General features: G+C 69.0%; 20 protein-coding genes and 4 riboswitches. Of the genes, 14 read left to right on the top strand and 6 right to left on the bottom strand.

All coding sequences use genetic code 11. The features are described from left to right. Positions 1-4 precede the first annotated feature (4 nt). The 5 genes from JL108_RS16150 to JL108_RS16130 all read left to right on the top strand — a co-directional run bounded on the left by JL108_RS16150 (position 5) and on the right by JL108_RS16130 (position 5,236). A complete protein-coding gene (locus tag JL108_RS16150; RefSeq protein WP_205199185.1) occupies positions 5-478 on the top strand; it encodes a hypothetical protein in 474 nt (157 codons plus the stop codon). After that, a riboswitch (cobalamin riboswitch) is annotated at positions 445-593 on the top strand. It overlaps the preceding gene by 34 nt. 74 nt (positions 594-667) lie before the next feature. Further along, entirely contained in the window at positions 668-1,615 is a 948-nt protein-coding gene (locus JL108_RS16145) for a hypothetical protein (protein WP_205199184.1), read from the top strand. After that, positions 1,612-2,784 (top strand): energy-coupling factor transporter transmembrane component T, encoded by a 1,173-nt coding sequence (locus tag JL108_RS16140; protein WP_307837296.1) that lies wholly within the window; start codon positions 1,612-1,614, stop codon positions 2,782-2,784. Before JL108_RS16145 ends, JL108_RS16140 begins: the two co-directional genes overlap by 4 nt. Beyond that, positions 2,781-4,382 (top strand): ABC transporter ATP-binding protein, encoded by a 1,602-nt coding sequence (locus JL108_RS16135; protein ID WP_205199183.1) that lies wholly within the window; start codon positions 2,781-2,783, stop codon positions 4,380-4,382. The genes JL108_RS16140 and JL108_RS16135 overlap by 4 nt, the downstream gene beginning before the upstream one ends. Next, a complete protein-coding gene (locus JL108_RS16130; protein WP_205199182.1) occupies positions 4,379-5,236 on the top strand; it encodes an ECF transporter S component in 858 nt (285 codons plus the stop codon). Before JL108_RS16135 ends, JL108_RS16130 begins: the two co-directional genes overlap by 4 nt. Here the strand turns inward: JL108_RS16130 and JL108_RS16125 are convergent. Next, positions 5,233-7,701 carry a hypothetical protein gene (locus JL108_RS16125; protein WP_205199181.1) on the bottom strand — a complete coding sequence of 823 codons (2,469 nt, stop codon included), beginning with the start codon at positions 7,699-7,701 and terminating at the stop codon, positions 5,233-5,235. The genes JL108_RS16130 and JL108_RS16125 overlap by 4 nt on opposite strands. 96 nt (positions 7,702-7,797) lie before the next feature. Further along, a riboswitch (cobalamin riboswitch) is annotated at positions 7,798-7,867 on the bottom strand. Positions 7,868-7,968: 101 nt separating this feature from the next. Next, positions 7,969-8,107: riboswitch (cobalamin riboswitch) on the top strand. 97 nt (positions 8,108-8,204) lie between these two features. On the opposite strand from JL108_RS16125, the gene JL108_RS16120 reads away from it, so the two are divergent. The 3 genes from JL108_RS16120 to JL108_RS16110 all read left to right on the top strand — a co-directional run bounded on the left by JL108_RS16120 (position 8,205) and on the right by JL108_RS16110 (position 13,075). Beyond that, entirely contained in the window at positions 8,205-9,284 is a 1,080-nt protein-coding gene (locus JL108_RS16120) for a hypothetical protein (RefSeq protein ID WP_205199180.1), read from the top strand. A gap of 60 nt (positions 9,285-9,344) precedes the next feature. Next, a riboswitch (cobalamin riboswitch) is annotated at positions 9,345-9,518 on the top strand. A 56-nt stretch (positions 9,519-9,574) separates the two neighbouring features. Further along, positions 9,575-11,800 carry a fibronectin type III domain-containing protein gene (locus JL108_RS16115; protein WP_205199179.1) on the top strand — a complete coding sequence of 742 codons (2,226 nt, stop codon included), beginning with the start codon at positions 9,575-9,577 and terminating at the stop codon, positions 11,798-11,800. A gap of 60 nt (positions 11,801-11,860) precedes the next feature. After that, entirely contained in the window at positions 11,861-13,075 is a 1,215-nt protein-coding gene (locus JL108_RS16110; protein ID WP_205199178.1) for an HNH endonuclease signature motif containing protein, read from the top strand. 11 nt (positions 13,076-13,086) lie between these two features. Here the strand turns inward: JL108_RS16110 and JL108_RS16105 are convergent, their stop codons facing one another. Both JL108_RS16105 and JL108_RS16100 read right to left on the bottom strand, forming a co-directional pair. Then, positions 13,087-13,902, bottom strand: a complete 816-nt coding sequence (locus tag JL108_RS16105) for a siderophore-interacting protein (RefSeq protein ID WP_205199177.1) — start codon at positions 13,900-13,902, stop codon at positions 13,087-13,089. Between the two features lie 3 nt (positions 13,903-13,905). Next, entirely contained in the window at positions 13,906-14,892 is a 987-nt protein-coding gene (locus JL108_RS16100; protein ID WP_205199176.1) for an iron-siderophore ABC transporter substrate-binding protein, read from the bottom strand. Positions 14,893-14,985: 93 nt separating this feature from the next. On the opposite strand from JL108_RS16100, the gene JL108_RS16095 reads away from it, so the two are divergent. Genes JL108_RS16095 through JL108_RS16070 form a run of 6 tightly spaced genes read left to right on the top strand, consistent with a single transcriptional unit; the run spans position 14,986 to position 20,547 of the window. After that, on the top strand, positions 14,986-16,017 hold the full coding sequence (locus JL108_RS16095; RefSeq protein ID WP_205199175.1) for an iron ABC transporter permease: 1,032 nt from the start codon (positions 14,986-14,988) through the stop codon (positions 16,015-16,017). Between the two features lie 2 nt (positions 16,018-16,019). Next, positions 16,020-17,000 (top strand): iron chelate uptake ABC transporter family permease subunit, encoded by a 981-nt coding sequence (locus JL108_RS16090; protein ID WP_205199221.1) that lies wholly within the window; start codon positions 16,020-16,022, stop codon positions 16,998-17,000. Beyond that, positions 17,001-17,795 carry an ABC transporter ATP-binding protein gene (locus JL108_RS16085; RefSeq protein ID WP_205199174.1) on the top strand — a complete coding sequence of 265 codons (795 nt, stop codon included), beginning with the start codon at positions 17,001-17,003 and terminating at the stop codon, positions 17,793-17,795. 51 nt (positions 17,796-17,846) lie between these two features. Beyond that, positions 17,847-18,437 carry a CDP-alcohol phosphatidyltransferase family protein gene (locus JL108_RS16080; RefSeq protein WP_205199173.1) on the top strand — a complete coding sequence of 197 codons (591 nt, stop codon included), beginning with the start codon at positions 17,847-17,849 and terminating at the stop codon, positions 18,435-18,437. Further along, positions 18,434-19,378, top strand: coding sequence for a phosphatidate cytidylyltransferase (locus tag JL108_RS16075; protein WP_205199172.1), 945 nt, complete (start codon positions 18,434-18,436; stop codon positions 19,376-19,378). The genes JL108_RS16080 and JL108_RS16075 overlap by 4 nt, the downstream gene beginning before the upstream one ends. Further along, positions 19,375-20,547 (top strand): lysophospholipid acyltransferase family protein, encoded by a 1,173-nt coding sequence (locus tag JL108_RS16070; protein ID WP_205199171.1) that lies wholly within the window; start codon positions 19,375-19,377, stop codon positions 20,545-20,547. Before JL108_RS16075 ends, JL108_RS16070 begins: the two co-directional genes overlap by 4 nt. Here JL108_RS16070 and JL108_RS16065 read toward each other — a convergent pair. Genes JL108_RS16065 through JL108_RS16055 form a run of 3 tightly spaced genes read right to left on the bottom strand, consistent with a single transcriptional unit; the run spans position 20,528 to position 23,277 of the window. Next, a complete protein-coding gene (locus JL108_RS16065; protein ID WP_205199170.1) occupies positions 20,528-22,009 on the bottom strand; it encodes an MFS transporter in 1,482 nt (493 codons plus the stop codon). The genes JL108_RS16070 and JL108_RS16065 overlap by 20 nt on opposite strands. Further along, a complete protein-coding gene (locus JL108_RS16060; RefSeq protein ID WP_205199169.1) occupies positions 22,002-22,571 on the bottom strand; it encodes an HhH-GPD-type base excision DNA repair protein in 570 nt (189 codons plus the stop codon). The genes JL108_RS16065 and JL108_RS16060 overlap by 8 nt, the downstream gene beginning before the upstream one ends. A 4-nt stretch (positions 22,572-22,575) precedes the next feature. Then, complete coding sequence (locus JL108_RS16055) at positions 22,576-23,277, bottom strand: YoaK family protein (RefSeq protein ID WP_307837295.1); 702 nt, start codon at positions 23,275-23,277, stop codon at positions 22,576-22,578. Positions 23,278-23,344 lie beyond the last annotated feature (67 nt).

The raw sequence follows: 23,344 nt of genomic DNA, 5'->3' as shown, positions 1-23,344 counted from the left end.
CTGCGTGTCCTTCCTGACACCCGGGCAGCGAGCCGCTCTGCGGCGTGCTGGGGGAGACGGACCCCTCTCACGGTTCGTCTCCCCACCGACCACCGAGGCGAAGCTCCGGCGGATCCGGCTGATGGCCCTCGACCCGGACCACCGCATCCGTGAGAGCGCGGCACTCGCGGTCCACGCGCCCGCCGATGTCCTGCGGGCGCTGACCGCCGATGGCGCGCCGAGCGTGCGCTGCTGTGTGGCTCGCAATCCGGCCACCCCGGTGTCCTCGCTCGAACTGCTGGCTGACGACGAGGTGGCCCAGGTGCGTGGGTGGGTGGCGGCACATCCACGGACCACGGCGGAGCTGTCCGATCGCCTGGCCACGGACCCCGACCCGCAGGTGCGTCGGGTCGTGGAGTGGGCGCGCGGCTGGGAGCCCGGGGTGCGGAACGATCCGGCCGATTCCGCCTTGGACGAGGCCGGTGTCGGTCTACACTGATCCCGAACGATGAACCCTCTGTGACGGGGAATCCGGTCCGAATCCGGAACTGTCGCGCAACCGTGGGCCGCTCTGAGCGGCGAGTCGGGATACCGCACCGAGGCCAGCAGGACCAACGATCTGCCGCGTCAGCAGGTGCGTGAAGGGGACTGAACCCTCTCGCCCGATGTGGTGGGAGGAGATATCTCGATGAAGCCCCTAGCCCGAGTCGTCGCGGCCGGACTGCTGATCGCCGCGACCCTCGTCTGGATCGACGGCGCCACCTCACCCCCCGCGGTCGCGATCGATCACAGTCGTGGCCATCCCGGCTTCTGCGAAGGGGACCGAGGAGTGACAGTCGTGGTCGACTTCCAAGAGCTCGGTGGGCAGACGATCGTACGCTGCCATCCGCAGGGCACCGCGGGCTCAGGCCTGGACGCGCTGCGCGGAGCCGGTATCCAGGTGGCCGGTACGCAGCGGTGGGGTGAGGGCTTCGTCTGCCGGCTGGAGAATCGCCCTCGCGCCGATGAGTCCTTGGGCGTCGAGGGGCAGCCTGGCTACCGCGAGGCCTGCGTCAACACGCCGCCTTCGGCCGCGTACTGGTCCTACTGGCATGCGGGCAACAACTGCGCGTGGTCGTACAGCAACTGGGGTGTGAAGAATCGTGATTTCGTCCAGGGCGGATTCGAGGGGTGGTCCTTCTCGCTGAACGGCGGAGCCGATGACGCTCCTCGTCCGCGTGTCGCCGCGGTGCGACCCGGAACGGAGGGCGGATCGTGCACGGTCTCCGCCGACCCGGCGCCGTCGAGCACTAACCCGATGGAACGCCAGCGGGGTTCGACGGGCGCAGCCCAGCCAGGTGCCGATGATGTCGATACCGACTCGCCCCGTTTCCGCCGCTCCGCCGGGCAGGAGGGCTCTACTCCGGCGTCCGGCGGCTCGCTTCCGGCGCCTATGCCCCGCGATGCCCCGGATGATCCCGCGGACAACGTGTCGTTCACCGGCGGGGAGGATGCCGATGACGTGCGACAGGCGGCCGCGGAGGATGCCGGAGCCAGTCGCTATGCCCCGTGGGCGGCCGCGAGCGCCCTGCTGCTGCTCGTGGGTTCCATGTGGTGGATCGAGCGCCGGCGAAGACGCGCTCGGCAGGGCGAGTGACCACCGTGGGCGGGCGTCTCGGCTCGACCTACTTCCTCCCGAGGGACCTGCATCCGGCCGCCTGGTGGATCTGGGCGCTCGGGCTGGCGGTCGCGGCCAGTAGGACGACCAACCCGTGGATCCTTGCGACGATCATCGCGGTCGCCTGCCATGTGGTCGTCAGCCGGCGGAGTGCGGCACCCTGGGCGCTCGCATTTCGTCTGTACCTCGTCCTCGCGGGCATCATCATCGCCTTGCGGGTGCTGTTCCGGTTGATCTTCGGAGGGGGCGAGGGTTCGACGATCGTCCTGAGCCTCCCCGAGATCCCGCTTCCGCAGTGGGCGGCTGGCATTCGACTGCTCGGCGATGTGTCCGCCGAGTCCCTCCTCGGCGGCTTCTACGATGGTCTGCGGCTCGCCACCATGATCATCTGCCTCGGTGCCGCCAACGCGCTGGCCAATCCGAAACGGTTGCTCAAGATGCTCCCGCCGGCCTTGTACGAGATCGGGACCGCGGTGATCGTGGCGATGTCGGTGTTCCCGCAGCTTGCCGAGAGCGTCCTGCGTGTGCGACGGGCGCGAGCTCTACGTGGTCACACCGGCAAGGGGATCGCCCGGCTGCGGTCGGTGGTGATCCCGGTGTTGGAGGATGCGCTCGAACGATCTCTCACCCTCGCCGCCTCGATGGACTCGCGTGGATACGGGCGTGCGGGAGTGGCGGATACCCGTCGTAGAGCCCTGACCGGAACGCTGATGATCGTCGGCCTGGTCGGGGTGTGCGTCGGCGTCTACGGATCGATGGACAGCACCGCGCCGGTCTGGTTCGGAGTGCCGATGCTGCTTGCGGGAACGGCGCTCGCCTTGGTCGGCTTCCAGCTGACCGGAAAACACGTGCGACGCACCCGATATCGCCCCGATCGCTGGCAGGTGGCGGAGGTCGTCGTCGCTTCCTCGGGCGTGGCGGCAGCGGTATCACTGGTCCTCACCGGACAGTTCGCGCCGACGACCCTGGCGCCGTCCCTCATTGACCTGTCATGGCCGATCCTGGCCTGGCCGACTCTTCTGGGCGTGCTGATCGCGGTGGCACCGTCCTTCCTGACGCCGCGGCCGCCCGAGCCCTTCGAGGATGCCTGGACCTATGGCATCGGCTATCGCGAGCGCATCGTCGACGAGGAGGCGGGTCTGACGTGATCGAGATCGATGGCGTGACGTTCTGGTATCGAAGCGCCGACACGCCGACCCTGCGCGATGTCTCGTTGCAGGTCGACGAAGGCGAGATGGTCCTGTTGGCCGGGCGGACGGGATCGGGCAAGTCGACGCTGCTGGGGACGCTCAATGGGCTCGTCCCGCATTTCACCGGGGGACATCTGGAAGGGGACGTGCGGGTCGCCGGCCGCTCCACCCGCGACCACACTCCGCGAGAGCTGGCCGATCTCATCGGCGTGGTGGGTCAGGACCCGCTCGCCGGATTCGTGACGGACACGGTCGAGGAGGAGCTCGCCTATGGCATGGAGCAACTGGCCGTACCCGCTCAGGTCATGCGCCGTCGAGTGGAGGAGACCCTCGACCTGCTCGGTATCGCCGAGCTGCGCCACCGCCCCTTGCGACAGCTGTCAGGGGGTCAGCAACAACGGGTCGCGATCGGATCGGTGCTGACCATGCATCCGCGGGTGCTCGTGCTCGACGAGCCGACCTCAGCTCTCGACCCCGGCGCGGCCGAGGACGTGCTCGCCACCCTCGCACGGTTGGTGGACGATCTGGGGACCACAGTCGTCTTGGCAGAGCACCGCATGGAACGTGTGGTGCCGTTCGCCGACCGGATGGCCTTCGTTCACGGTGACGGCACGGTGGAGGTCGACGACGTGACCGTACTGATGGATCGAGTGCCGATCGCACCGCCGGTGGTGCAGTTGGGCCGGCTCGCGGGCTGGTCGCCGCTGCCGCTGACCGTGCGGCAGGCTCGACGTAGACGTCACGAGTTGTTGGAGAGGATCGGGGAGGGTCAGCCGACCGATCGTCGTCCGGTCGAGTCGGCGCGGACCCTGCTGGCCGCCCGCGACGTACTCGTGCGGTATGGCTCGACCGTCGCGGTCCGGGGTGTCGACCTCGAGCTTCGTCAAGGAACCGTGACCGCCTTGATGGGTCGCAACGGGTCCGGCAAATCGTCCCTGCTCTGGGCGGTGCAGGGGACCGGGATCCGTCAGGGCGGGACGGTCGAGGTCGGGGGCACCGACCCGCGGGAGGTGTCCCGCGCGGCAGCCCGCGCGCTCGTCGGCCTCGTGCCCCAGACCGCGAGCGATCTGCTCTATCTCGAGTCCGTCGACGGTGAGTGTGCCAGCGCCGACCGCGAGGCGGAGGCTGATCCGGGGACGTGTCGAGCCTTGCTGGACCGGCTCGCGCCGGGCATCGACGGGGCCCATCATCCGCGTGATCTCTCCGAGGGCCAGAAGCTGGCGCTCGTGCTGGCCGTGCAACTGTCGGCCGCGCCCGAGGTCATGCTCCTCGACGAACCGACCCGGGGTTTGGACTATGCGGCGAAACAGGCCTTCGCCCAGATGGTGGAGCAGCTGGCTGCCGCGGGCCGGGCCGTGGTGATCGCCACGCATGATGTCGAGTTCGTTGCCGAGGTGGCGGATGCTGTCGTGGTGATGGCGGAGGGAGAGATCGTGGCGCAGGGGGTCACACGCGAGGTGCTCGCCGGCTCGCCGGCCTTCGCGCCGCAGGTGGCGAAGGTTCTGGGTGAGCCGTGGCTGACGGTCGCCGAGGTGGGAAGCGCGATCGATCGATGAGCGCTCTGCCGCAGGATTCACGGCGCGATGCCGTGCGGGTCGGGCCCCGGTCGATCGTCGTGATGGCGCTCGCCTCGCTGGCGGGCATCATGATGTTCACCTGGCCTCTGTTCACGAATGTCGCTCCGGCGGGTGCCCAGCACGGTCCCGAGGCACCGTTCTACTTCCTGGCGATCCTCCCGATCATCGTCATCGTCGTCCTGGCCGAGCTTTCGGAGGGCGGCATGGATGCCAAGGCGCTCGCGATGCTCGGCGTGCTGTCGGCCATCAACGCCGCGCTCCGGCCCCTCGGGGCGGGGACCGCGGGAATCGAGACCGTGTTCTTCATGCTCGTCCTGGCCGGACGCGTCTTCGGCCCGGGTTTCGGCTTCGTGCTGGGGTGTACGAGCATCTTCGCTTCTGCTCTGCTGACCGCCGGTATCGGTCCGTGGCTGCCTTTCCAGATGATGGCGAGCGCCTGGATCGGGATGGGCGCGGGTCTCTTGCCCCGTCGCATCACCGGGAAGCGCGAGATCGCCATGCTCGTCGGTTACGGGATCGTCGTCGCCTACGGCTTCGGTTTCCTGATGAATCTCTGGTTCTGGCCCTTCATCACCGGGGCGGAGGTGCAGTACTACGACGGGCACCTCTCCTATGTCCCGGGCGCACCGCTCCTGGAGAACCTGCATCGCTTCGTGATCTTCACCCTGCTCACGTCGACCCTCGGGTGGGATACCGGGCGCGCCATCACCAATACGGTGGCGGTGCTGGTGCTGGGACCGGCGATCCTGACGACGCTACGCCGCGCGGCCCGTAGCGCCTCCTTCGGTGACCGCGGCACCTTCGGTGGTGACGGCCGTTTCCGTGGCGGCTAGGTGGCCGCCGAATCCTCATCGCGTTGGCGCCGCAGCCCATGGCCTGCGTACCCGGCCACGGCGGCCGTCAGCAGCATCATGGCTGCCGCGGCCCAGGGGTTGACGCCCCACGGCGCCGGGGGAGCAGCGGCGGTCACTGGGGCCTCGGGCACCGTGACAGGGGCGGGGCGCAGCGGTGATTCCGGGGACTGCAGCCAGGTGCGGCCGGCCAGCGCTGGAGCGGTCTCGAGGGACATGAAGAAGTCGCTCGCCTCATCATCGACCGCCAGGGCGACACCCCCGTCTTCGCGTTGTACACCGCTGAGGGCCACTGAGGCGAGCGAGACATCCGCGCCGAGGGCGAGTCGCGTCGTGGCCACGTCGGCGGTCGTGCGCGGATCCAGTTCCTCCTCGCCTCGCCGGATCACGCCGTCCGGTGCCGACTGATCGATCGACGTGCGCAGCGCCGACACCGTGGAGCTGCGATCGGTGGAGAGCGCCGCCCGAGCCGATACGACGGAGCCCGAGGCCGAGGTCATCACGAGGTCCTCGAGTCCTACGCCGTTGACGGCCTGTGCCGCGACGTCGCTGATCTCGAGCTCGCCCTTGCGGCAGTCGCCGTCGAGGCGGGTGCCGAACAGTCCATCGGCGCACTGTGCCGTCGCCAACCGCTCGGTCATCGGCTCGGCGGTTTCGTCGCCCGACGCTGCGAGCGCGAGAGCGGTCCAGGCGTGTGGGACGGTGGCCCCGTCGGGACTGACGAATTCACCGATATCGCGGACCGACCCGTCATCGACCAGGTCGCCCAGTTGTTCCTGCCAGGATTCGAGCGCGCGGTCGTGTTCGTCGTCCGCCCCGTGGATCTCGCGCTGCAGCAGCTCGAGGAGGATGACCTTGGACAGCGGCTCCGCGTAGGTGGCCTCGTCTTCCTCATACGGCCTGCCGTGGACATAGGCCTCGACAGAGGCCGGATCCAGTACGAAGGCGGCGGCGCGATCCCTCGCCTCGCCTTGCTCGCCGATGGCATGCAGCGCCAAGACGACCTGGACCGTCGCGTCGTAGTCGACATAGGTCTGATCGCCGTCGGTGACCTCGATGTGATCTCCGTCCACGAGATTAGCGGCGAGATAGGCAGCGATCCGACCCGCGGGGGAGCCGCTGCCGTCCTCGATCTCGGTCGGGTCGGCGGGCGCGACTGCGCGACGTGTGTCGGGTGGCGTATCCCGGTGAGGGGCGGGCTGGCCGGCGGCGTCGCTCGGTGTGTGGGGCGTGCGGTCTCCGCCTGTGCCGGGCGCCGCGGGCACGGGAGCGGTGGGGTCCGGGGTGGGTGTCGATGGCGTCGGGCGCGGCCAGGGCTCGGGTGCGGTGGGCAGCCGTCCGTCGATCAGATCGCTGAAGCTCACCTGCGCGAGGCCGAGGACGGCCTGGGAGGTGGCTCGCACCCAGCGGTCGGTGCCACCTGCCAGTTCTCTGCCCCGCCGTGAGTCCTGATACTCGCGGGGCACGTAGGCGATAGCCCCGATGTGGACCGCGAAGGGGCCATCGGCGTCTCGCTCGGCCGTGACCTGTGCCGTCGTGATGTAGGTGGCGCCGCCGTCGACGGCCCCGCGCGATCCGCGGGCGTGGCTCAGCGCCTGCACGGCCAGGCCGGTGCTGTTGGTATTGGTCTCGGTAGTACCCGTGCCGCCTCCCCATCCACCTGCCGTGTGCTGATGCTCGCGCAGCCAGTCGCGCGTGCCCTCGATGGCATCGTCGAGGCCGGTCGCGCCGTGATCGCGGGCGGTCAGGAGGGCGGACAGCGCCATCGCCGCCCCATCGGCTCCGCCGGAGGCGCAGTTGCCCTTCGTCATGGCCCAAGCGCCGTCATCACACTGGAAGGTGTCGAGGAAGGCCGGGATGGTGGCCGTGGGCAACTCGTCTGCCGCTGCGAGCGCCATGATCCCCAGCGAGTGGTCGAAGACATTGCCCAGCGGATGGGTGGTCTGGTCGCCGTTGACGATCGTGCCGCGCAAGAGCCCCGCCTGGTCGCCATCGCCCGCGATGCTGTCGCGGAGGGCGGTGACATGGTCGACGCCGGCGAAGCTCCTCGGGTCCCGGCCGGCGACCTGGATCGCGAGCGTCGACTTGGCGAGGGCGCCGACGATGGTCTCGGAGTAGCCGGCGGCCTCGATCCTCCAGTAGCCGACGACACCGGAGTCGCCCGCCCGGCTCAGGGCCTCGACGATCGGCTCGGCCAGATCGGGCCGGCCGGCGGCGTGCATGGCGAACAGCGCGTCGATCATCAGACCCTGATCGGGCCGGGGCGCATCCGGATTCGGGAAGGTGCCATCGGTCGAGAGCTGCCCGGACAGCCAGATGGCCGCCTCCTGTGCGGATGCGGCGTGCTGGCTCGAGGAAGCGGTAGCGACGGTGGTGGTCGTCAACCCGCCCAGGGCGAGAACGGCGACACACAGTCCACTCAGTACGAGGCGAACGCGTCGGGACATCGATGCTCCTTTCGCGACACGGAGCACCGAGCCGACACAGCTCGTGCGCACCCCTGCGAGATCGCGACAGTGGTGGATGGAAACAGCATCCCGGTTGGTGACCCGACTCTCCGAGACATCCTCGGACTACGGTTGCGCGACAGTGCCGGACTTCGACCGGCTTCCCCAGCGCGGGGTGCATGTGTAGTTGTGGGTCATAGCGTAAGGGATCGCTCGCTGCTGCGGACCAGAACCCGCAGGTCGAGGCTCGGATCTATAGATGACGTTGACGTCAAGTGGACCCGAGGATACGTTTCGGGCACCGAGAGGTACGTGACAGGGGAAGCCGGTGCGAATCCGGCGCTGACCCGCAACCGTGTGTGCTTCGGCACGAGTCGGAATGCCTGCCACGGACTGTTGATTCACTCACCCGTCGCGGACTGCGGGCAGAATCCGACTGGTCCTCGATCGCAGGTCGTGGCCGGCGGGCTCGCCGTCGTGACACGACAGAACGAGGTATTTCTGTGTTCGCTCGACCTTCCTGGCTGACCCGGGCAGTACCTGCCGCGGCGGCCGTCGTCCTGGTGGCGGGAGCAGCGCCCGCCACCGCGTCACCGGCTGATGCCGGCGCCGATGCGGCGGACTGGCTGTCCACGCAGCTCTCGACCGATGCCGGCGGCAGCTTCCTCGAGACCTCCTACTGGGACGAATGGAGCACACCGCCGGCCGTCGCGTCCTATGCCGACACCGGCTTGACGATCGACGGCAACTGGGCGCTCCTGGCTGCCGGTCTGAGCGCCGAGGCCGATGACACGGCCGACTGGATCCGTGCCAACGCCAGCGCCTATTGGAACAACGGCTCCTGCGCGAACTCGACCGGCAGCGTCTATGCCGGGTCGATCGCCAAGCTGGCCGTCTTCGAGCAGGCCAATGGGGGCAGCGCCGCGGGCTACATCAGCGAGTTGGAGTGCCTCCAGGACTCCAGTGGCCGGATCCCCAACCAAGTCGACTCCAGCGATCCCTGGGATAGCGACTTCTCCAACACCTTCACCCAGTCGTTGGCCGTCGTCGCACTGAGCGAGTCGTCCTCTGTGAGTGCCGCGGATGCCGCGGACTATCTCGTCACGCAGCAGTGCAGCAGCGGCGCGTTCCGGGCAACGCTCGGCCATACGAGCACGACCTGCACGTCCGGTGTCCAGGACGTGGACTCGACGGCGATGGCGGTGCAGGCGCTCGCGGCTGCGGGCGAGTTCACGGCCGCGGTGAATGCCGTGACCTGGTTGGAGACTCAGCAGGACACGGCGGGTGGTTATTGGGAGAGCACGGCATGCAGCACCGATAGTCCGCCGGTACCGCTTCCGAACACGAACAGCACGGCCTTGGCCACCCAGGCGCAACTCGCTGCGGGCACTGACGCGAGTGACGGGCAGGCGTGGCTGGAGGGCCGGGCAGGCGTCGACGGCCGGATTCCGGGTTGCACGGCCACGAATGGGGGCCAGCCGGTGCAGAACAGTAATGATGTCCGGGCCACCACGCAGGCCGTCCCGGCGCTGCTGGACGTCACGTTGCTCGATCTCGCCTCCGGGGCGCTGGCTACTCCGTGAGGTGAGGGTCCGTCCGGTGGCGCGGTGGATAATTCCGCCACCGGACGGGTCGTCCGGCTGTTAGGCTGCGCTCGTCACGGTGTGTGGGAACCCGGTGAGACTCCGGGGCTGACGCGCAGCGGTATGGGTGACGACCAGGCCATCAGCCACTGGTCGATCGAGAGATCGACTGGGAAGGCGGCCTGGGAGGATGATCCCGAGCCCGAAGATCCAGCTGTGGCCTCGACCAGTTCGTCTCGCGTTCAGACGGCGGGCCGCGCGACTTGGCCTGCTGTGGAAAGGCCGTTGTCGTGATCTTGCGACGTGTGTTGTCCCTCATTTCCGGTGCCGCGCTGGCGCTCGGGCTGGTGTCCGTGGTGCCGCCCTCGGCGGCGGCTGAGACCGAGCCGGTGCCCAACCCCTACCCGGAACTGATCTCGGTGTGGGAGCCCTGCGCACCCGGTACCGAGGGTCCCGATACCGGTGTCACGGTGATCGTGGACTTCCAGACCCTGGCCGATCAGCAGGTGGAGGTGCGCTGCGCGCCCGGCGGTCCGCACAGCGGGTGGGCGGCATTGCTGGAGGCCGGCTTCGAGGTGACGCGCGTCGTGCCTTTCCCGGGTGCGCTCTGCACCATCGACGGTTACCCCAGGGACCGTTCTGGCGACCCGGCGATCTGTCACAGCATGCCGCCGATCGAGGCGTACTGGTCCTACTGGCACGCCAGCCCCGGCGTCCGGTGGGGCTACAGCGGAACCGGAGCCGGAGGTCACAGTGCCGCGGTCGGCAGCGTCGAGGGATGGTCGTTCTCGGCGACCGTCTCTGGCGACACCTCCCAGGAAGCCATCGCTCCCCGAGTGCCGCCGATGGACGCCCGGGGGCCGGGGCTGGTCATGCCCGAGGTGCACGAGACCTCCACCGAACAAGTCGACCTCGCCCGCCACTGGATCGAAGGCCAGCTCGAGACTGAAACGAACGTCGGGCGGCTAGCCGACTATGTCAACGCGCTCGTGGCCAGCGGAGTCGATGTCACCGATGAGCGCTTCGAACGTGTTCGCCGAGAGCTCAGCGACTTCTCGCGCATCGGCCGTTCGGTATTCGCCAGCGGCCGGCTCACCCAGCCGAACGGTGTCGCACTGGGTCGATTCGGCCCGGCGATCCGTGCCCTACAAGGCGGTGAAGCGGTCCTCAGTAATGGCGTCGATCTCGCCGAAGTGGCCCAGCGCTCGGAGATGACCGATCCGGTGACGGGTGGCGTCTGGACCGGGAGTAGTTCATTCGGCCGGCCCTCCTATAGCTCCCAGCCCGGAGCGATCGCCGGTTTCGCGGCCTTCCTTCTCTCCACTGGAGGCGAGATTCCGCAGAGTGTGACTGAAGGTCTGCTGGGCCAGCAGCGTGAGGACGGCAGCTTCCAGACGACGGTGGTCTCGCTGCAAGCCGAGATGCTCGACTCATTGCGGGAGTTGCGCGATGGTGGAGTTGCCGGGCTCGATGAAGCTATCGCGAAGGTCACCGGCTTCCTGCTGCGTGCGCAACGTGAAGATGGGTCTCTGCCGTGGGCCGTCGGTGAGGACCAGATGCCCGCCGCCGAGGTCTTCGCGGCCAACGCGACCTTCGCCGAGGCGATGGCCCAGGCCGGTCACGCGGACGCCGCCGCCCGCGCCGCGCGGCATCTTTCGCCCTTGCAGGTCACGGCTGAGTTGGCCGAGGGGACACCGGGCACCCAGCACATCGGCGCTTTCGCCGATTCGCTCGATGAACTGCGGGGCATCATCGTCACGGGGGGACAGCGTGGTGTCCCGGTCGCCACGCCGCTGGCCCTGCGAGCGCTGGCGGCAGCGCCCTGGGACGATGTCATACCGGCATCTGTGGGGAGTGCGCAGGTCAGCACCGTCCGGCCCACGGTCGCCGAACTATCGGCGCAGGTCTCGGCCGGATCCCATGAGCAGCGGGCGATCGTCCTCTACGGCACGGATGATGACCTCTCCCTCGTCGTCGACGGTGGCGAGTTCGAGGCGGGCGAGTCCGATGCGCTGAACGTCGCGCTGTCCGGTCTGGAACCGAACACGACCTATCGGGCGAAGGTTCGGGTGGCGTCGCCCAAGGGGCGGGTGGTCGACAGCGAGACCATCTCCTTCACCACCACGGAAGCCGGTTCGCCGGACGACGATGGCGGCAGTCCCGGCGATACGGGAGGCCCGGCTGCACCGCCACCGCCGGGTGGGTCGGACGATACCGGTGACAACGCCATCAACTCGCCGGCCAGACACCCCAGCGCGGGCCAGGCTGCTCCGGGGCCGAGATTGCCCGCAGCAGGGCAGCGCAATGCCGAGGGCGAATACACGGCTGAGGCGGTATGGGCCTCGGATCTGCCGGCATCGCAGCTGGTCACCAGCGAGGTGTCCGGCGCACCCACACCCACGGAACAGCTGGCAGCCTCGTCGCCGATGTCGCCCTGGTGGCCGCCTATCGGCGCGCTCGCTGTCGTGTGTCTCGTCGCCGTGGGCGTGTCGATCCACCGTCTCCGTTCGGCCTAGATTTCTCGACACGGGGAGCCACCTCTTGATGTTCGAACGCTTGTTCGATACTATAGGTGTATGAGTTCGGGGGATCTGGTGCAGCGGCTGCGGGACACCGCAGCGCTGTTGGAGGCGTTCGCCCCCTCGACGGATGCGCTACGTGCGCTGGAGGAGGCGAGCAATGCGATCGATGCCGCCAAGGCTCAACTGACCGCTGAGATGTCCGAGACCCTGGAGTATGAGGTCGAGGGGTATAGCTCGGTGAAGGCGTGGTTGCGTGGTCAGTTGCGGGTGAGCTCGCGGCGGGCGAGTGAGTTGGTCAGGTCTGGGGTGACGCTGAAGCAGATCCCCGAGGCCGCCGAGCTGGCCTCAGCGGGTGGGGTGTCACTCGAACATGTGAAGCACCTGTCGTATGCGGTCACGCATGTCGGGCCCTCGCACACGCGTGAGCTGCTTCCTGAACTTCTCGATGTTGCCTCGTCTCACGAGCCTGCCGCGTTGCGGCAGGTGGTTCGCACCCTGCGGGATGCGGTGTATCCCGATGAGTTGGATCAGGCGTGGATCGATGGCATGGCCCGTGAGGATATCCAGGTGAATCCGGTTCCTGACGGTGTTCACATCAACGGGTTCCTCAACTCGACCACCGGCGCGAAACTCACCGCCCTCCTGCAGTCGCTGTTGGCACCATCGGGTGCGGATGATCCGCGCACGAGCGCCCAGCGGCGAGTCGACGGGCTGGAACGTCTCCTCGACTCGGTCTTGGAGAGCGGCCTACCCAAAGATCAGGGGGTGCGTCCGCACCTGGCCCTGACGATCGACGCGTCGACGTTGATGGATGATGCCGGGTCTGGGGAGTTGGTGGGGTTCGGGACCATCGGCATCCGCCAGCTGCAGGAGATGATCTGCGAAGCCGACATCACCCCGGTCGCGGTCGGGGGTAAGGACGCCGTCCTCGACGTCGGCAGATCCAGCCGGTTGGCGACGCCCAGGCAACGGACTGCGGTCCTCGCCCGACAAGGACACCAATGCGCGTCCCCGGGATGTCGGGCACCGGTGGTGCATATCCATCACATCATCTGGTGGTCCCGCGGCGGACCCACCGACCTCGCGAATTTGATCGGGCTCTGTCCGAGATGCCATAGAGCGGTTCATGCCGGAGCACTCGTCATCGACCCCACGACCCACGAGTTCACCGACCGCCATGGCCGCCTCCTCCCCGGCGCCGACCCACGCCACCGCAAGCGACGAATCCCCACACACCCACCGGCTACCCGTCTTCCACGAGCCGGCTGACCGGAGTGACCTCACACCCGGGGCGGGCGCCAGTAGCTGCAGAAGTCGATTCGCTGAGAGTCCACGCCGGCGGCGAGTGCTCGCGCCCGGACATCGAGGGCGAGCGTGGAGCTGTCAACCGCATAGACATAGTCGACCTCGAGATCGAGATCACCCATCGAGTCGGACCAGTCGTTCCCCGCCGCGTGGACGGCCCACCTCTCCTTCACCATCGCAGGTGAGGTGAGTGGCCGGCGATCCCATTCCGTCGGGATATCGGCCACCACCGTCACCTCGGCGTACTCGGGAAGCTCACGCAGCGCCGCCTCGACACCCGGCAGGCCGGTCGCATCGGTCACGATCAGGGCAGCGCCCGCGTCATCGGGCCAGGAGAAGATCGCTCCCTGGTCGAGCAGGCCGACCTCTGTCCCTGGTGTCACCGCCGCGGCCCACTGCGCCGCAACCCCCTCGCGTTGCCCCTCCGGATCGCGGTGCAAGAGAAAGTCGACCTCGATCCACCAGCCCGCCTCGTCGTGCCCGACCCGGCGGGCGGTGTAGTTACGCACCGTCAGACGTTCGTCATCGGGCATCTCCCGCAACCGGACGTACCAACCGTCCGCGCCGCCCGACGGCAGATGGAGCGCGGAGCCGTCGGCGGTGAAGAACAGCCGGAACCACTGGTCCGCGCCGATCGGCGCCAGCGGGAAAGGCGCGCTCGGCTCGTCAGGGCCGAACGTCAGCCGGACGAACGAAGGCGAGACATCCTCGCGACGGAGCACCCGGGCCCGGTGAACACGCGCATCGGCGGGCTTGCGCCCGCGACCACTCGCCAACCGCTCCGCGGCCACCCGTCAGCCGACCGCGTCCGCCAGCATCGGCACCACCGACTCGAGGGCGAAGGGCACCGATAGGACCGTGTTCGCCGAGTACGACTGACGGATGTCCTCATCATCGTCGGTGAACACGATCGAGCGTCCGTCCTGGACCGCCGGGATCTGCTGGAAGAGCGGCTGATCGGTCACATCGGTCGCCGGCAGCCAGATGGGGAACACCACCAGCAGATCCGCGTCGAGCACGCCGATCTGCTCATTGGCGAGCTTCGCGGTGAAGCCCTCCGGGGTGAGCTCCTCGATGGCCGGGTTCTGCTCGAATCCCAGCCGCTCCATGAAGGCCACCCGCTCATTGCCCTGGATATAGGCACCCCAGCCCTCGGACGTGAAGGCGGCGACCGAGATGGTCTTGTCCTGGAACTCCGGATGCTCGGCGGCGGCGTCGGCGAACTGCTGCTCGACATCGGCGAGCAGCTCCTCACCCTTCTCCGGCGCACCGAGCGCCGTGGAGATCATCGTCACCTGCTCCTCCATCGAGGTGAGGAAGGACTGCTTGCCCTCGGGGATCGCCACAGTCGGCGCGATCTGCGAGAGCCGGTCGTAGCGCTCCTGCTCCCCGGAGCTCTTGACGTCGAGGATGAGGTCGGGCTTCAACGACGCGATCTGCTCGTAGGACGGCTCCAGCGTCCCGATGAGCTCGGGGGCCTCGTCGTACAGGCCGTCCGCCCACGGGCCCACGCCCTCGCCTTCGAAGCCGAGCCAGTCCGAGGCGCCGACCGGCTGGACACCGAGGGCGAGCGCCGTCTCGGCATCGCCCCAGCCGAGGGCGACGACGCGCTCCGGCGCTTCGTCGATCGTGACATCGCCGAACTCGGTGGCGACGGTCGCGGGGAAGTCATCGCCGGCCGCCCCCTTGCCCCCGGTTCCCTCGGAGTCGTCGGCGCCGCACGCGGTGAGCCCGAGCGAGAGGGCGAGTGCGGCCACGGCCGCCGTGAGTCGATAGTGCATGGGTGCGGATTCCCCTCCGATGCTGTGGTGGCTCGTCCCGGGGACTGCCCAGGAAGCGAACTCTGACGTAGGCAAGCCTAAACTCATTGCCTGATGCCTCCTTCGTCCCCTCCCGTCGCCACCGGGCGCTCATCCGTCCGAGGGCGCCGTCAGACCGTCATCGTGCTCGCGCTGCTGGTTCTGGCGGTGGCTGCGGCTGTGAGTATCGCCGTCGGTGCGGAGTCCCTGTCGGTACGTCGGGTGATCGAGGCCTTGTGGGGGTCGCCGGATGACCCGACCGCCACGACGATCGTCCGTGAGACCCGAGTGCCCCGGATGGTCGCGGCGATCGTCGTCGGCGCGGGCCTCGCCGTGGCCGGTGCGGTGATCCAGGCGTTGACCCGCAACCCGCTGGCCGACCCCGGGATCCTGGGCGTGAGTGCGGGCTCGGCCTTCACCGTCGCCCTCGGCGTGGGATTCCTCGGTGTCTCGGGCACGCTCGCCACCTTGCCCTTCGCCTTCGCCGGCGCGCTGGTGACCGCGCTCGCGGTCTTCGCGATCGGGGGATCGGGAACGTCGTCGGCCCGCCTCGTCCTCGCCGGCGTCGCCTTCGGGTCCGTCCTCGCCGGCATCACGCGGGCGATCGTGCTGGCCGATCCGAAGGCCTTCAACACGATGCGTGTCTGGAATGCCGGATCCCTGGAGGGACGTGGGTGGGAGCACGCTGCCCCGGTCATCGCCTTCATCCTGCTCGGCCTCGTGATGGCCATGGCGATCACGCCCAGTCTCAATGCGACCGCGCTCGGCGACGACACGGCTCGTGCCCTCGGAGCCCGGCTGTTTCGGACCCGCGTGGTGGCTCTCCTGTCCATCACCCTGCTGGCGGGGAGCGCGACGGCGGTCGCCGGCCCCATCGTGTTCGTCGGACTGATGATCCCCCATGCGGCCCGCGCGCTCGTCGGACTCGATCAACGCTGGATCATCGGGGTGAGCGCGGTGCTCGGGCCGGTGCTGGTGCTGGCATCGGACATCCTGGGCCGGGTCGCGCTGCCCAATGGCGAGTTGCCGGTCGGGGTCGTCACCGCCTTCGTCGGGGCCCCCGTGCTGATCGCGATCGTCCGGCGCCGGCAGGTGGTCTCGCTGTGACCATGCTGCTGCGCACCCGGTTGACCACCGCCCTGCTCCTGACGATCGCGCTGCTGGCGGCGATCGTCACACTCGGCTTCGGGGACTATCCGATGTCCGTGTCACAAGTGGTGCGAGCACTCGTCGATCCGTCGACGGGCTTCGACCACACCGTGGTCGTCGAGTGGCGGTTACCGCGGGTGGTCTCCGCCCTGCTCGTGGGCGCCTGCCTGGGGGTCTCGGGCGCCATCTTCCAGAGTCTCACCGCCAACCCGCTCGGGTCGCCGGACGTCATCGGCTTCTCGACCGGCGCCTATACCGGTGCGCTCATCGCGATGACCGTGCTCGGCCTGGGCCTCAGCGGAGCCACGGCGGGTGCCATCGTGGGCGGCCTGGGCACCGCTGCCGTGGTCTACCTGCTCGCCTTCCGCCAGGGGGTGCTCGGCTTCCGGCTCGTCGTGGTCGGTGTCGGCGTCACCGCGATGATGTCGGCGCTCAACACCTGGCTGCTGATGCGCGCCCAGCTCGAGGTGGCGTTGGGCGCCGCGATCTGGGGAGCCGGCTCCTTCTCGCTCACCAACGCGACTGACGCGTGGGTGCTCGGCGGCACGTTGGTGGTCTCGGCCATCGCCCTGCGAGCGGTCGCGCCGAGTCTGCGACAGCTCGAGCTCGGCGACGACACGTCGAGAGCACACGGTGTGCGAGTCGAACCGGCACGTCTCGCGCTGCTCGTGGTCGGCGTCGTGCTCGTGGCGGTGCCGACCGCGCTGGTCGGCCCGATCGCATTCATCGCGCTGGCAGCACCCCAGGTCGCCGCCCGGGTCACCCGTTCGGCCGGGCTGCCGCTCGTCGCATCCGCCGCCGTCGGCGCTCTCGTCCTCGTGCTCGCCGATGCCGTCGCGCAGCACGTCCTGCCCGGCGGCGTACCCGTCGGCACCGTCACCGTCGTCATCGGCGGCTGCTATCTCGTGTGGCTGCTCGCCGCGGAAACCAGGAGGCGCTGAATGCCCCAGCATCCCGCTCGGCTCGCCGCCGAGGACCTCACATTCGGTTACGAACGCCGCATCGTCGCCGAGGGGCTGTCGATAGCCGTACCCGACGGGGGATTCACCGCGATCGTCGGACCGAATGCGTGCGGCAAGTCGACCCTGCTGCGAGCTCTCGCGCGACTGCTCACCCCGAAGGAGGGCACCGTGGTGCTCGACGGCCGGGCTGCCCACGATCATCCGCCCAAGGACTTCGCCCGGCAGGTGGGGCTGTTGCCGCAGACCGCCTCCGCCCCCGATGGCATCACGGTGCGCGAGCTCGTCGGTCGTGGCCGGTTCCCGCATCAGACCTGGTGGCGTCCGTGGACGGCCGAGGACACCTCGGCTGTCGAGCTCGCCCTGGAGCAGACGGCCACCGTCGCACTGGCCGAGCGTCGCGTGGACGAGTTGTCCGGCGGGCAGCGCCAGCGGGTATGGGTCGCGATGGCGCTCGCGCAACAGGCGGGCATCCTGCTGCTCGACGAGCCCACGACCTTCCTGGACATCGCCCACCAGGTCGAGTTGATGGACCTGTTCGCCGAGCTCAACCGTGGTGGTGTGACGGTGGTGGCCGTCCTGCACGATCTCAACCACGCGGCCCGATACGCCAGTCACGTGATCGCGATGTGCGCCGGTGAGGTGCGGGCATCCGGTGCGGCGCGGGAGGTCGTCACCGCGGAGCTCGTCGAGGAGGTGTTCGGTCTGCGCTGCATCGTCATCGACGATCCCGAGACGGGCACCCCGCTCGTCGTCCCGCGCGCGCCGTCGCTCTGACATGGAGGTGACCGTCGCGTACGATGCGGTCCGGAACGGAGAGGAGATCGCGTGCGCGGACTCTATGCGCTGAAGCCGTGGTACAGCAGGAGACTCGATGCGTTCGTGCGAGGCGCGGTCCGGCGCGACCTCAGCCCGGATCTCTTCACGCTCGTCGGCGTGCTGGGTGCCTGCGCCGCCGCGGTCGTCGTCGCCTATGCCTGGTGGCCGCTGGTCATCCTCTTCCTGGCCGTCCGTCTCGCGGGGGCCAATCTCGACGGAGCCGTCGCCCGTGCACGCGGTGTCAGCCGGCCGTGGGGCTTCGTCCTCAATGAGATCGGCGACCGGGTGAGCGATGTGGTGGTCATGGGAGGTCTGGCGGTCCTGGCCTGGCGCACGGACGGCATCGACACCGCGCTCGTCGTCGCCATCGCCACCGTCGCCGCCACGCTGCCCACCTTCGCCTCACTCGCCGCGGCCGGTGCCGGAGCGACCCGTCGCAACGGCGGCCCGCTCGGCAAGACCGAGCGCTGCCTGTTGGTGATCATCGCCTCGATCGTGCCGGCATGGACGGTGTGGATCGCGTGGATCATCGTCGCCGGATCGGTGCTCACCACGATCACCCGTTTGGTCTCCACCCACCGTGAACTGAGCGCTCCATGAACGGGCCCGAGTCCCCGTCCGCGCTGCCCGACTGGCTCGTCGACGTCTACTTCGGCGTCCTCGATCTCGACCGCGAGTCGTTGAGCCTGGACTTCGACATCGGCCCGATCAGCGTCGATGTGGCGGGACGCAGCGTCTTCTTCTTCTGGGTGACGGTGATCCTGCTCGCGCTGAGCGGGGTCGCCGTCGCGATATCGCGCAAACGCGAACTGGTGCAGAAGTGGACCACCTGGGTACTGATCGTCCCGGTGGTGGGACTGCCCATCTGGTTCGGACGCGGGCCTACCGCCGTGCTCGCGATGATCCTGGCACTGATCGCCGTCCGCGAGTACGCCAAGCTCGTCGGACTGAGACCCTGGGACACCGCCATCCTTTACGCGCTGGCGATCGTCTACCCGCTCGCCGCGTGGCAGTCCCCGCAGCTGCTCGCGCTCGCACCGCTCGTCGTGCTGCTGTGTGCGTTGCCGGCCATCCTCTCCGGGGACACCGAGGACGGCGTCAGTCGATCGGCGTTCAGCGGCTTCGGCTCGGTCTGGATCTGTTGGTCCCTGGCCCACCTGGTGATTCTCTGGGAGGACGCCTTCGTGGTGGTGTTCGCGGCAGCCGCGACCGATGTCGCGGCGTGGTGCGGAGGCAAGGGTTTCAAGCGTTTCGGATGGGCGCGCCGTCCGCTGTCGCCGCTGAGCCCGAACAAGACGGTCGGGGGCCTTGCCGGAGCCGTGATCGGCGCCTTCCTGGTGCTGACCCTGCTCGGCACGATCTCGGTCGGGTTGCTGATCGCCGTCGCCTTCGGCGGGGTGCTGGGTGACCTGCTCGAATCGATGATCAAACGCCGAGCCCAGGTCAAGGATGCGGGGGAGTGGCTGCCGGGCTTCGGCGGTCTGCTCGACCGCATCGACTCGTTGCTGCTCGTGCTGCCGCTCGCCGCGGTGCTGATGTGAGATACCTGCCCGCGCTCTGGCGGCACCTCCTCTGGCGCCTGGCCTGCACGCTCGCCGGAGGGTTGCGTGTGACGGGACGGTGGCCGGGGGAGCGCCGTGGCAGAATCGTCGTGGCCAACCACTCCTCGCACGCCGATACCGCGGTACTGCTGGCCGCGCTCCCGGCATCCGCCTATCCCGTGTTCGCCGCCGCGGCGGACTACTGGTTCGACGTCTGGTGGCGTCGCGCTCTCGTGACCGGACTGGCCGGGGCGCTTCCCGTGCGTCGTGGAGAAGGTGGCGCTTACGCCTCGCTGCTCGACGCGGTGCGCCCAGCCCTCGCCGCGGGTCGCACGGTCGTGGTCTACCCGGAGGGCACACGCACCCAGGACGGCACGGTGGGCGAGTTCGCTTCCGGCGCCACCCGCCTCGCCCGCGACTGCGATGCGGAGATCGTGCCCGCCGCTCTGCTCGGCACCCGCGACCTGTTGCCGAAGAACGGCCGCTTCGCGCCCGGGGCGATGGAACTGCGGCTCGGCTCCCCGGTCGGCCCTGACGAGGCCACGCCCGAACGCCTCCGCGGAGATGTCGTCGCACTGCTCGAACAGGGTCCGGCGGAGGCGCGGGAATCGAGAGTCTGGCGGGCCGTCGCTCGTCTCGTGACCAGCCCGCTCGGACTGGTCGTGGCGTTCCTGTGGGGCTTCGCCGAGGCCTTGAGCTGGCCCGTCATGGCGGAGATGGCCTTGGTGTTCCTCGCGGTCGCGGTGCCGCGACGTGTGCCGTTGTGGGCCCTGTCGATCGTCGTCGGCTCGGTGACCGGGGCGGTCGTCAACGCCTGGCTGGCAGCGCGCGATGTCCTGGTGGCGACGCCCTGGACCACCGATCGCATGCGCGAGGTCGTCGAGGGGCACCTCGGGGACGGCGCCAGCGGCATCCTGCATCAGGCCCTCAACGGCATACCGGTGAAGCTCTACGCGCAGATCGCGGGGGAGCGGGACATCGATCTGGCGGCACTGGCCGGCTGGGCGACCGTCGAACGCGGTGCGCGCATGCTCGTCATCGCGGCGGTGCTGACCGTGCTCGCGCGGATGCTCCACCCTTGGCTCCGCCGCCTCTACGGGCCCTATCTGGTGGTGACCGTGCTCGGCTTCACGGTGGCCATCAGCCTCATCATCCGGGCGTGGAGCTAGCGTCCTCGCCCCGCCCGATGCGCTCACGACGACTGGCGCGTAGGTCGTAGGCTCCTACGAGCATCGCGACCCCCGATACCGCGATGATCGCGCCTAAGCCCACCGCGAGCGCGAGGTCCCATCCCGAGGACGTGGCCACGCCGAAGGCGATGGTCGTGATCACCGCGATGCCGACCGAGGTGCCGATGCGCTGACCGGTCTGCAGCACACCACCGGCGCTGCCTGCGTACCTGAGTGGGACCTCAGCGAGGCTGAGCGTCTGATTCGGCGATACGACCAGCCCCTGACCGACACCGGTGAGCATCAGCGTGCCCAGGAGCCACCATTCGGTCACACCGCTTCGTCCGTGAAGGAGCACGACCGCCGCGCTCAGCAGGAGCCCGAGCACCCCCACGCCCAGACCCCACAGCACGATCACGCGTCCCACCCGGACCACGTGACGTCCAGCGAGGGGAGCGGTGATCGCGCCGGCGAAGGCGGCAGGCAGTCCGATCATTCCGGCGACGAGGGCATCATGGCCGAGACCGATCTGCATGTACTGGGCGACCAGCAGCCAGAGACTCGTGAAACCCAGGAAGTACAGGGTCGTGAGCAGGGCCCCGCTGGCGAAGGACCGTGTGCGGAAGAGCTGCATGTCGACCATCGGAGTCCGGCCGATGCGTCGATACCGCAGTTCCCATCTCACCCAGGCGATCGCCAGGGCCACGCCGAGGACGAGCAGGCTCCAGACCCATGTTCCCAGGCCCGCCTCCATGAAGGACACCATGACGAACAATGTGGCGAGGGCGAGCAGGAGCATGCCGACCGGATCGAAGTCGATGCGTCGTCGTCCCGAGCGGGACGTGGCGGGATCGTTCTCGGTATAGGCCGCCTTCCACGCGGACGCTGGCAGGAAGACACGAGCCGCCACGATCCCCGCGATGGCGATCGGCACGTTGATCAGGAAGCAGGAGCGCCATCCCCATTCGGGACCCAGGGAGGTGATGAACACGCCGCCCAGCACGGGGCCGATCGCGACCGAGACGCCGACGGCCGAGCCGAGGGCACCGAAGGCGCGCCCGCGTGCTTCGCCCTGGAAGAACTGCTGGATGATGCCGCTGACCTGCGGAGTCAGCAGGCCCGATCCGATCCCCATGAAAGCGCGCGCCAGGTTGAGCACGGTGACGCTCGGTGCCAGACCCGAGACGAGGGATCCGATGGCGAAGAGCGCGAGCCCGAGGATGAAGAGCCTTCCACGTCCCCAGAGGTCACCCGCTCGTCCGGCGGCGACCAGCAGGACACCGAAGGCGAGCGCATAGCCCGAGACGACCCACTGCAGACCGGACGTGCCGGCCCCCAGCGAGGTCTCGATGGCGGGAAGGGCGACATTGACGATCGAGACGCTGAGCAGTGAGAGGAAGGCGGGTACGAGGATCGTCGGGAGAACGCGACGCTGTTCCGGGGCGAACCCGGTCTCAGCCATTCTTGGCGGCGGCCTTCATCGCCCTCTTGAACTCACGCACCTTGACGAGCGACTCCGGACTGGTGATGTCGGCGACCGATCGGTACGAGCCGTCGTCGCCGTAGTCGCCGGCGGCCTCGCGCCACCCGGCTCCGTCGTAGCCGTACTGCTTGCCCAGCAAGGCGAGGAAGATCTTGGCCTTCTGGTCACCGAAGCCGGGGAGCGCCTTGAGGCGCTTCAGCACCTCTTTGCCGTCCGGGGCGCCCTCGGTCCAGATCGCCTCGGCACTGCCGCCCCACCGGCTCTCGATCTCCGCGCACAGCGCCTGCACGCGCTTGGCCATCGATCCGGGATAGCGGTGCACTGCGGGCGTCTGCCGGAATGCCTCCTCGAGGGCCTCAGGGTCGTAGGACGCGAGCGTGGCGGCATCGACCGCGCCCACTCGCTCGCGCACCTTCAGCGGACCGGCGAAGGCGGTCTCCATCGCCACCTGCTGGTCCAGCAGCATGCCGATCAGGAGAGCGAGCGGGTTCTCGGTCAACAGCTCGTCGGCGGCCGGGTCGTCGGTGATGTGCAGTGCCATGTCTCTATTCTTCCATCGACTCGTTCTCGAGGCGCCGGTGCGCGATGACGCCGATCGTGGCGACCACGACGCACGTGACCGCCGCCAGTGACAGGCCCGCGGCGAGGTGCCAGCGCAGCAGCAACGCGCCGACCGCGGCCCCAGCGAGGAGAAGCCCGATGGCCAGCACACGCCGGGTCGAGGCACCCTGCTCCGCCCCGCCCGAGGTCGCATCGCTGGACAGATGGACGACGGTCGCGGTCACCGCCACGGTCGTGACATCGGGCACCGCCAGCGAACGGGCGGTGGCGGCCTGGAGTCCCATGGCCGACCCGAGCAGCGCTGTGACGGAGAAGGTCAGGCTCCTCCCCGGGGTGGCGAAGGCGTCGATCGTGGCCGAGCCGATGGCCAGCGATGCCACGACGACGGCCACGAAGCACAGGGCGGCCGTGGTGCGGGCGGTCCAGGCGGCGGCGGAGTTTCGGAGCAGTCGTCCGCCGACGGCGGCTCCGCCCATGAAGCCGGCGAGGGCGAGCAGCGGGCCGGCGACCGAGAGACCGTCGGCTCCCGCCAGGCCCATGCCGAGAATGACGACATTGCCGGTCATATTGGCGGTGAACACGCGATCCAATCCGAGATAGCAGACGGCGTCGACGATCCCGGTGGAGAAGGTGAGGACGAGCATGAGCCGGACGCGCAGGCGAGCGGTGCGTAGGCGTGGAGTCACGATCTGATCATGCCGTTACAGTGGACGCGACCTGCACGCGCCAGCCGTAGGGCGCGTCCCGACCCTC

The organism is Aeromicrobium sp. YIM 150415, assembly GCF_016918125.1.
Lineage (GTDB): Bacteria > Actinomycetota > Actinomycetes > Propionibacteriales > Nocardioidaceae > Aeromicrobium > Aeromicrobium piscarium.
The sequence above is the reverse complement of the archived record's forward strand: the minus strand, read 5'-3'. Positions and strand labels throughout refer to the sequence as shown.

Coding starts and splice junctions, on each gene's coding strand:
- JL108_RS16145 (WP_205199184.1), top strand. CDS start 668: ATGAAGCCCCTAGCCCGAGTCGTCGCGGCCGGACTGCTGATCGCCGCG.
- JL108_RS16075 (WP_205199172.1), top strand. CDS start 18,434: ATGAACGGGCCCGAGTCCCCGTCCGCGCTGCCCGACTGGCTCGTCGAC.
- JL108_RS16060 (WP_205199169.1), bottom strand. CDS start 22,571: ATGGCACTGCACATCACCGACGACCCGGCCGCCGACGAGCTGTTGACC.
- JL108_RS16090 (WP_205199221.1), top strand. CDS start 16,020: ATGCTGCTGCGCACCCGGTTGACCACCGCCCTGCTCCTGACGATCGCG.
- JL108_RS16100 (WP_205199176.1), bottom strand. CDS start 14,892: ATGCACTATCGACTCACGGCGGCCGTGGCCGCACTCGCCCTCTCGCTC.
- JL108_RS16095 (WP_205199175.1), top strand. CDS start 14,986: ATGCCTCCTTCGTCCCCTCCCGTCGCCACCGGGCGCTCATCCGTCCGA.
- JL108_RS16125 (WP_205199181.1), bottom strand. CDS start 7,701: ATGTCCCGACGCGTTCGCCTCGTACTGAGTGGACTGTGTGTCGCCGTT.
- JL108_RS16065 (WP_205199170.1), bottom strand. CDS start 22,009: ATGGCTGAGACCGGGTTCGCCCCGGAACAGCGTCGCGTTCTCCCGACG.
- JL108_RS16130 (WP_205199182.1), top strand. CDS start 4,379: ATGAGCGCTCTGCCGCAGGATTCACGGCGCGATGCCGTGCGGGTCGGG.
- JL108_RS16110 (WP_205199178.1), top strand. CDS start 11,861: ATGAGTTCGGGGGATCTGGTGCAGCGGCTGCGGGACACCGCAGCGCTG.
- JL108_RS16085 (WP_205199174.1), top strand. CDS start 17,001: ATGCCCCAGCATCCCGCTCGGCTCGCCGCCGAGGACCTCACATTCGGT.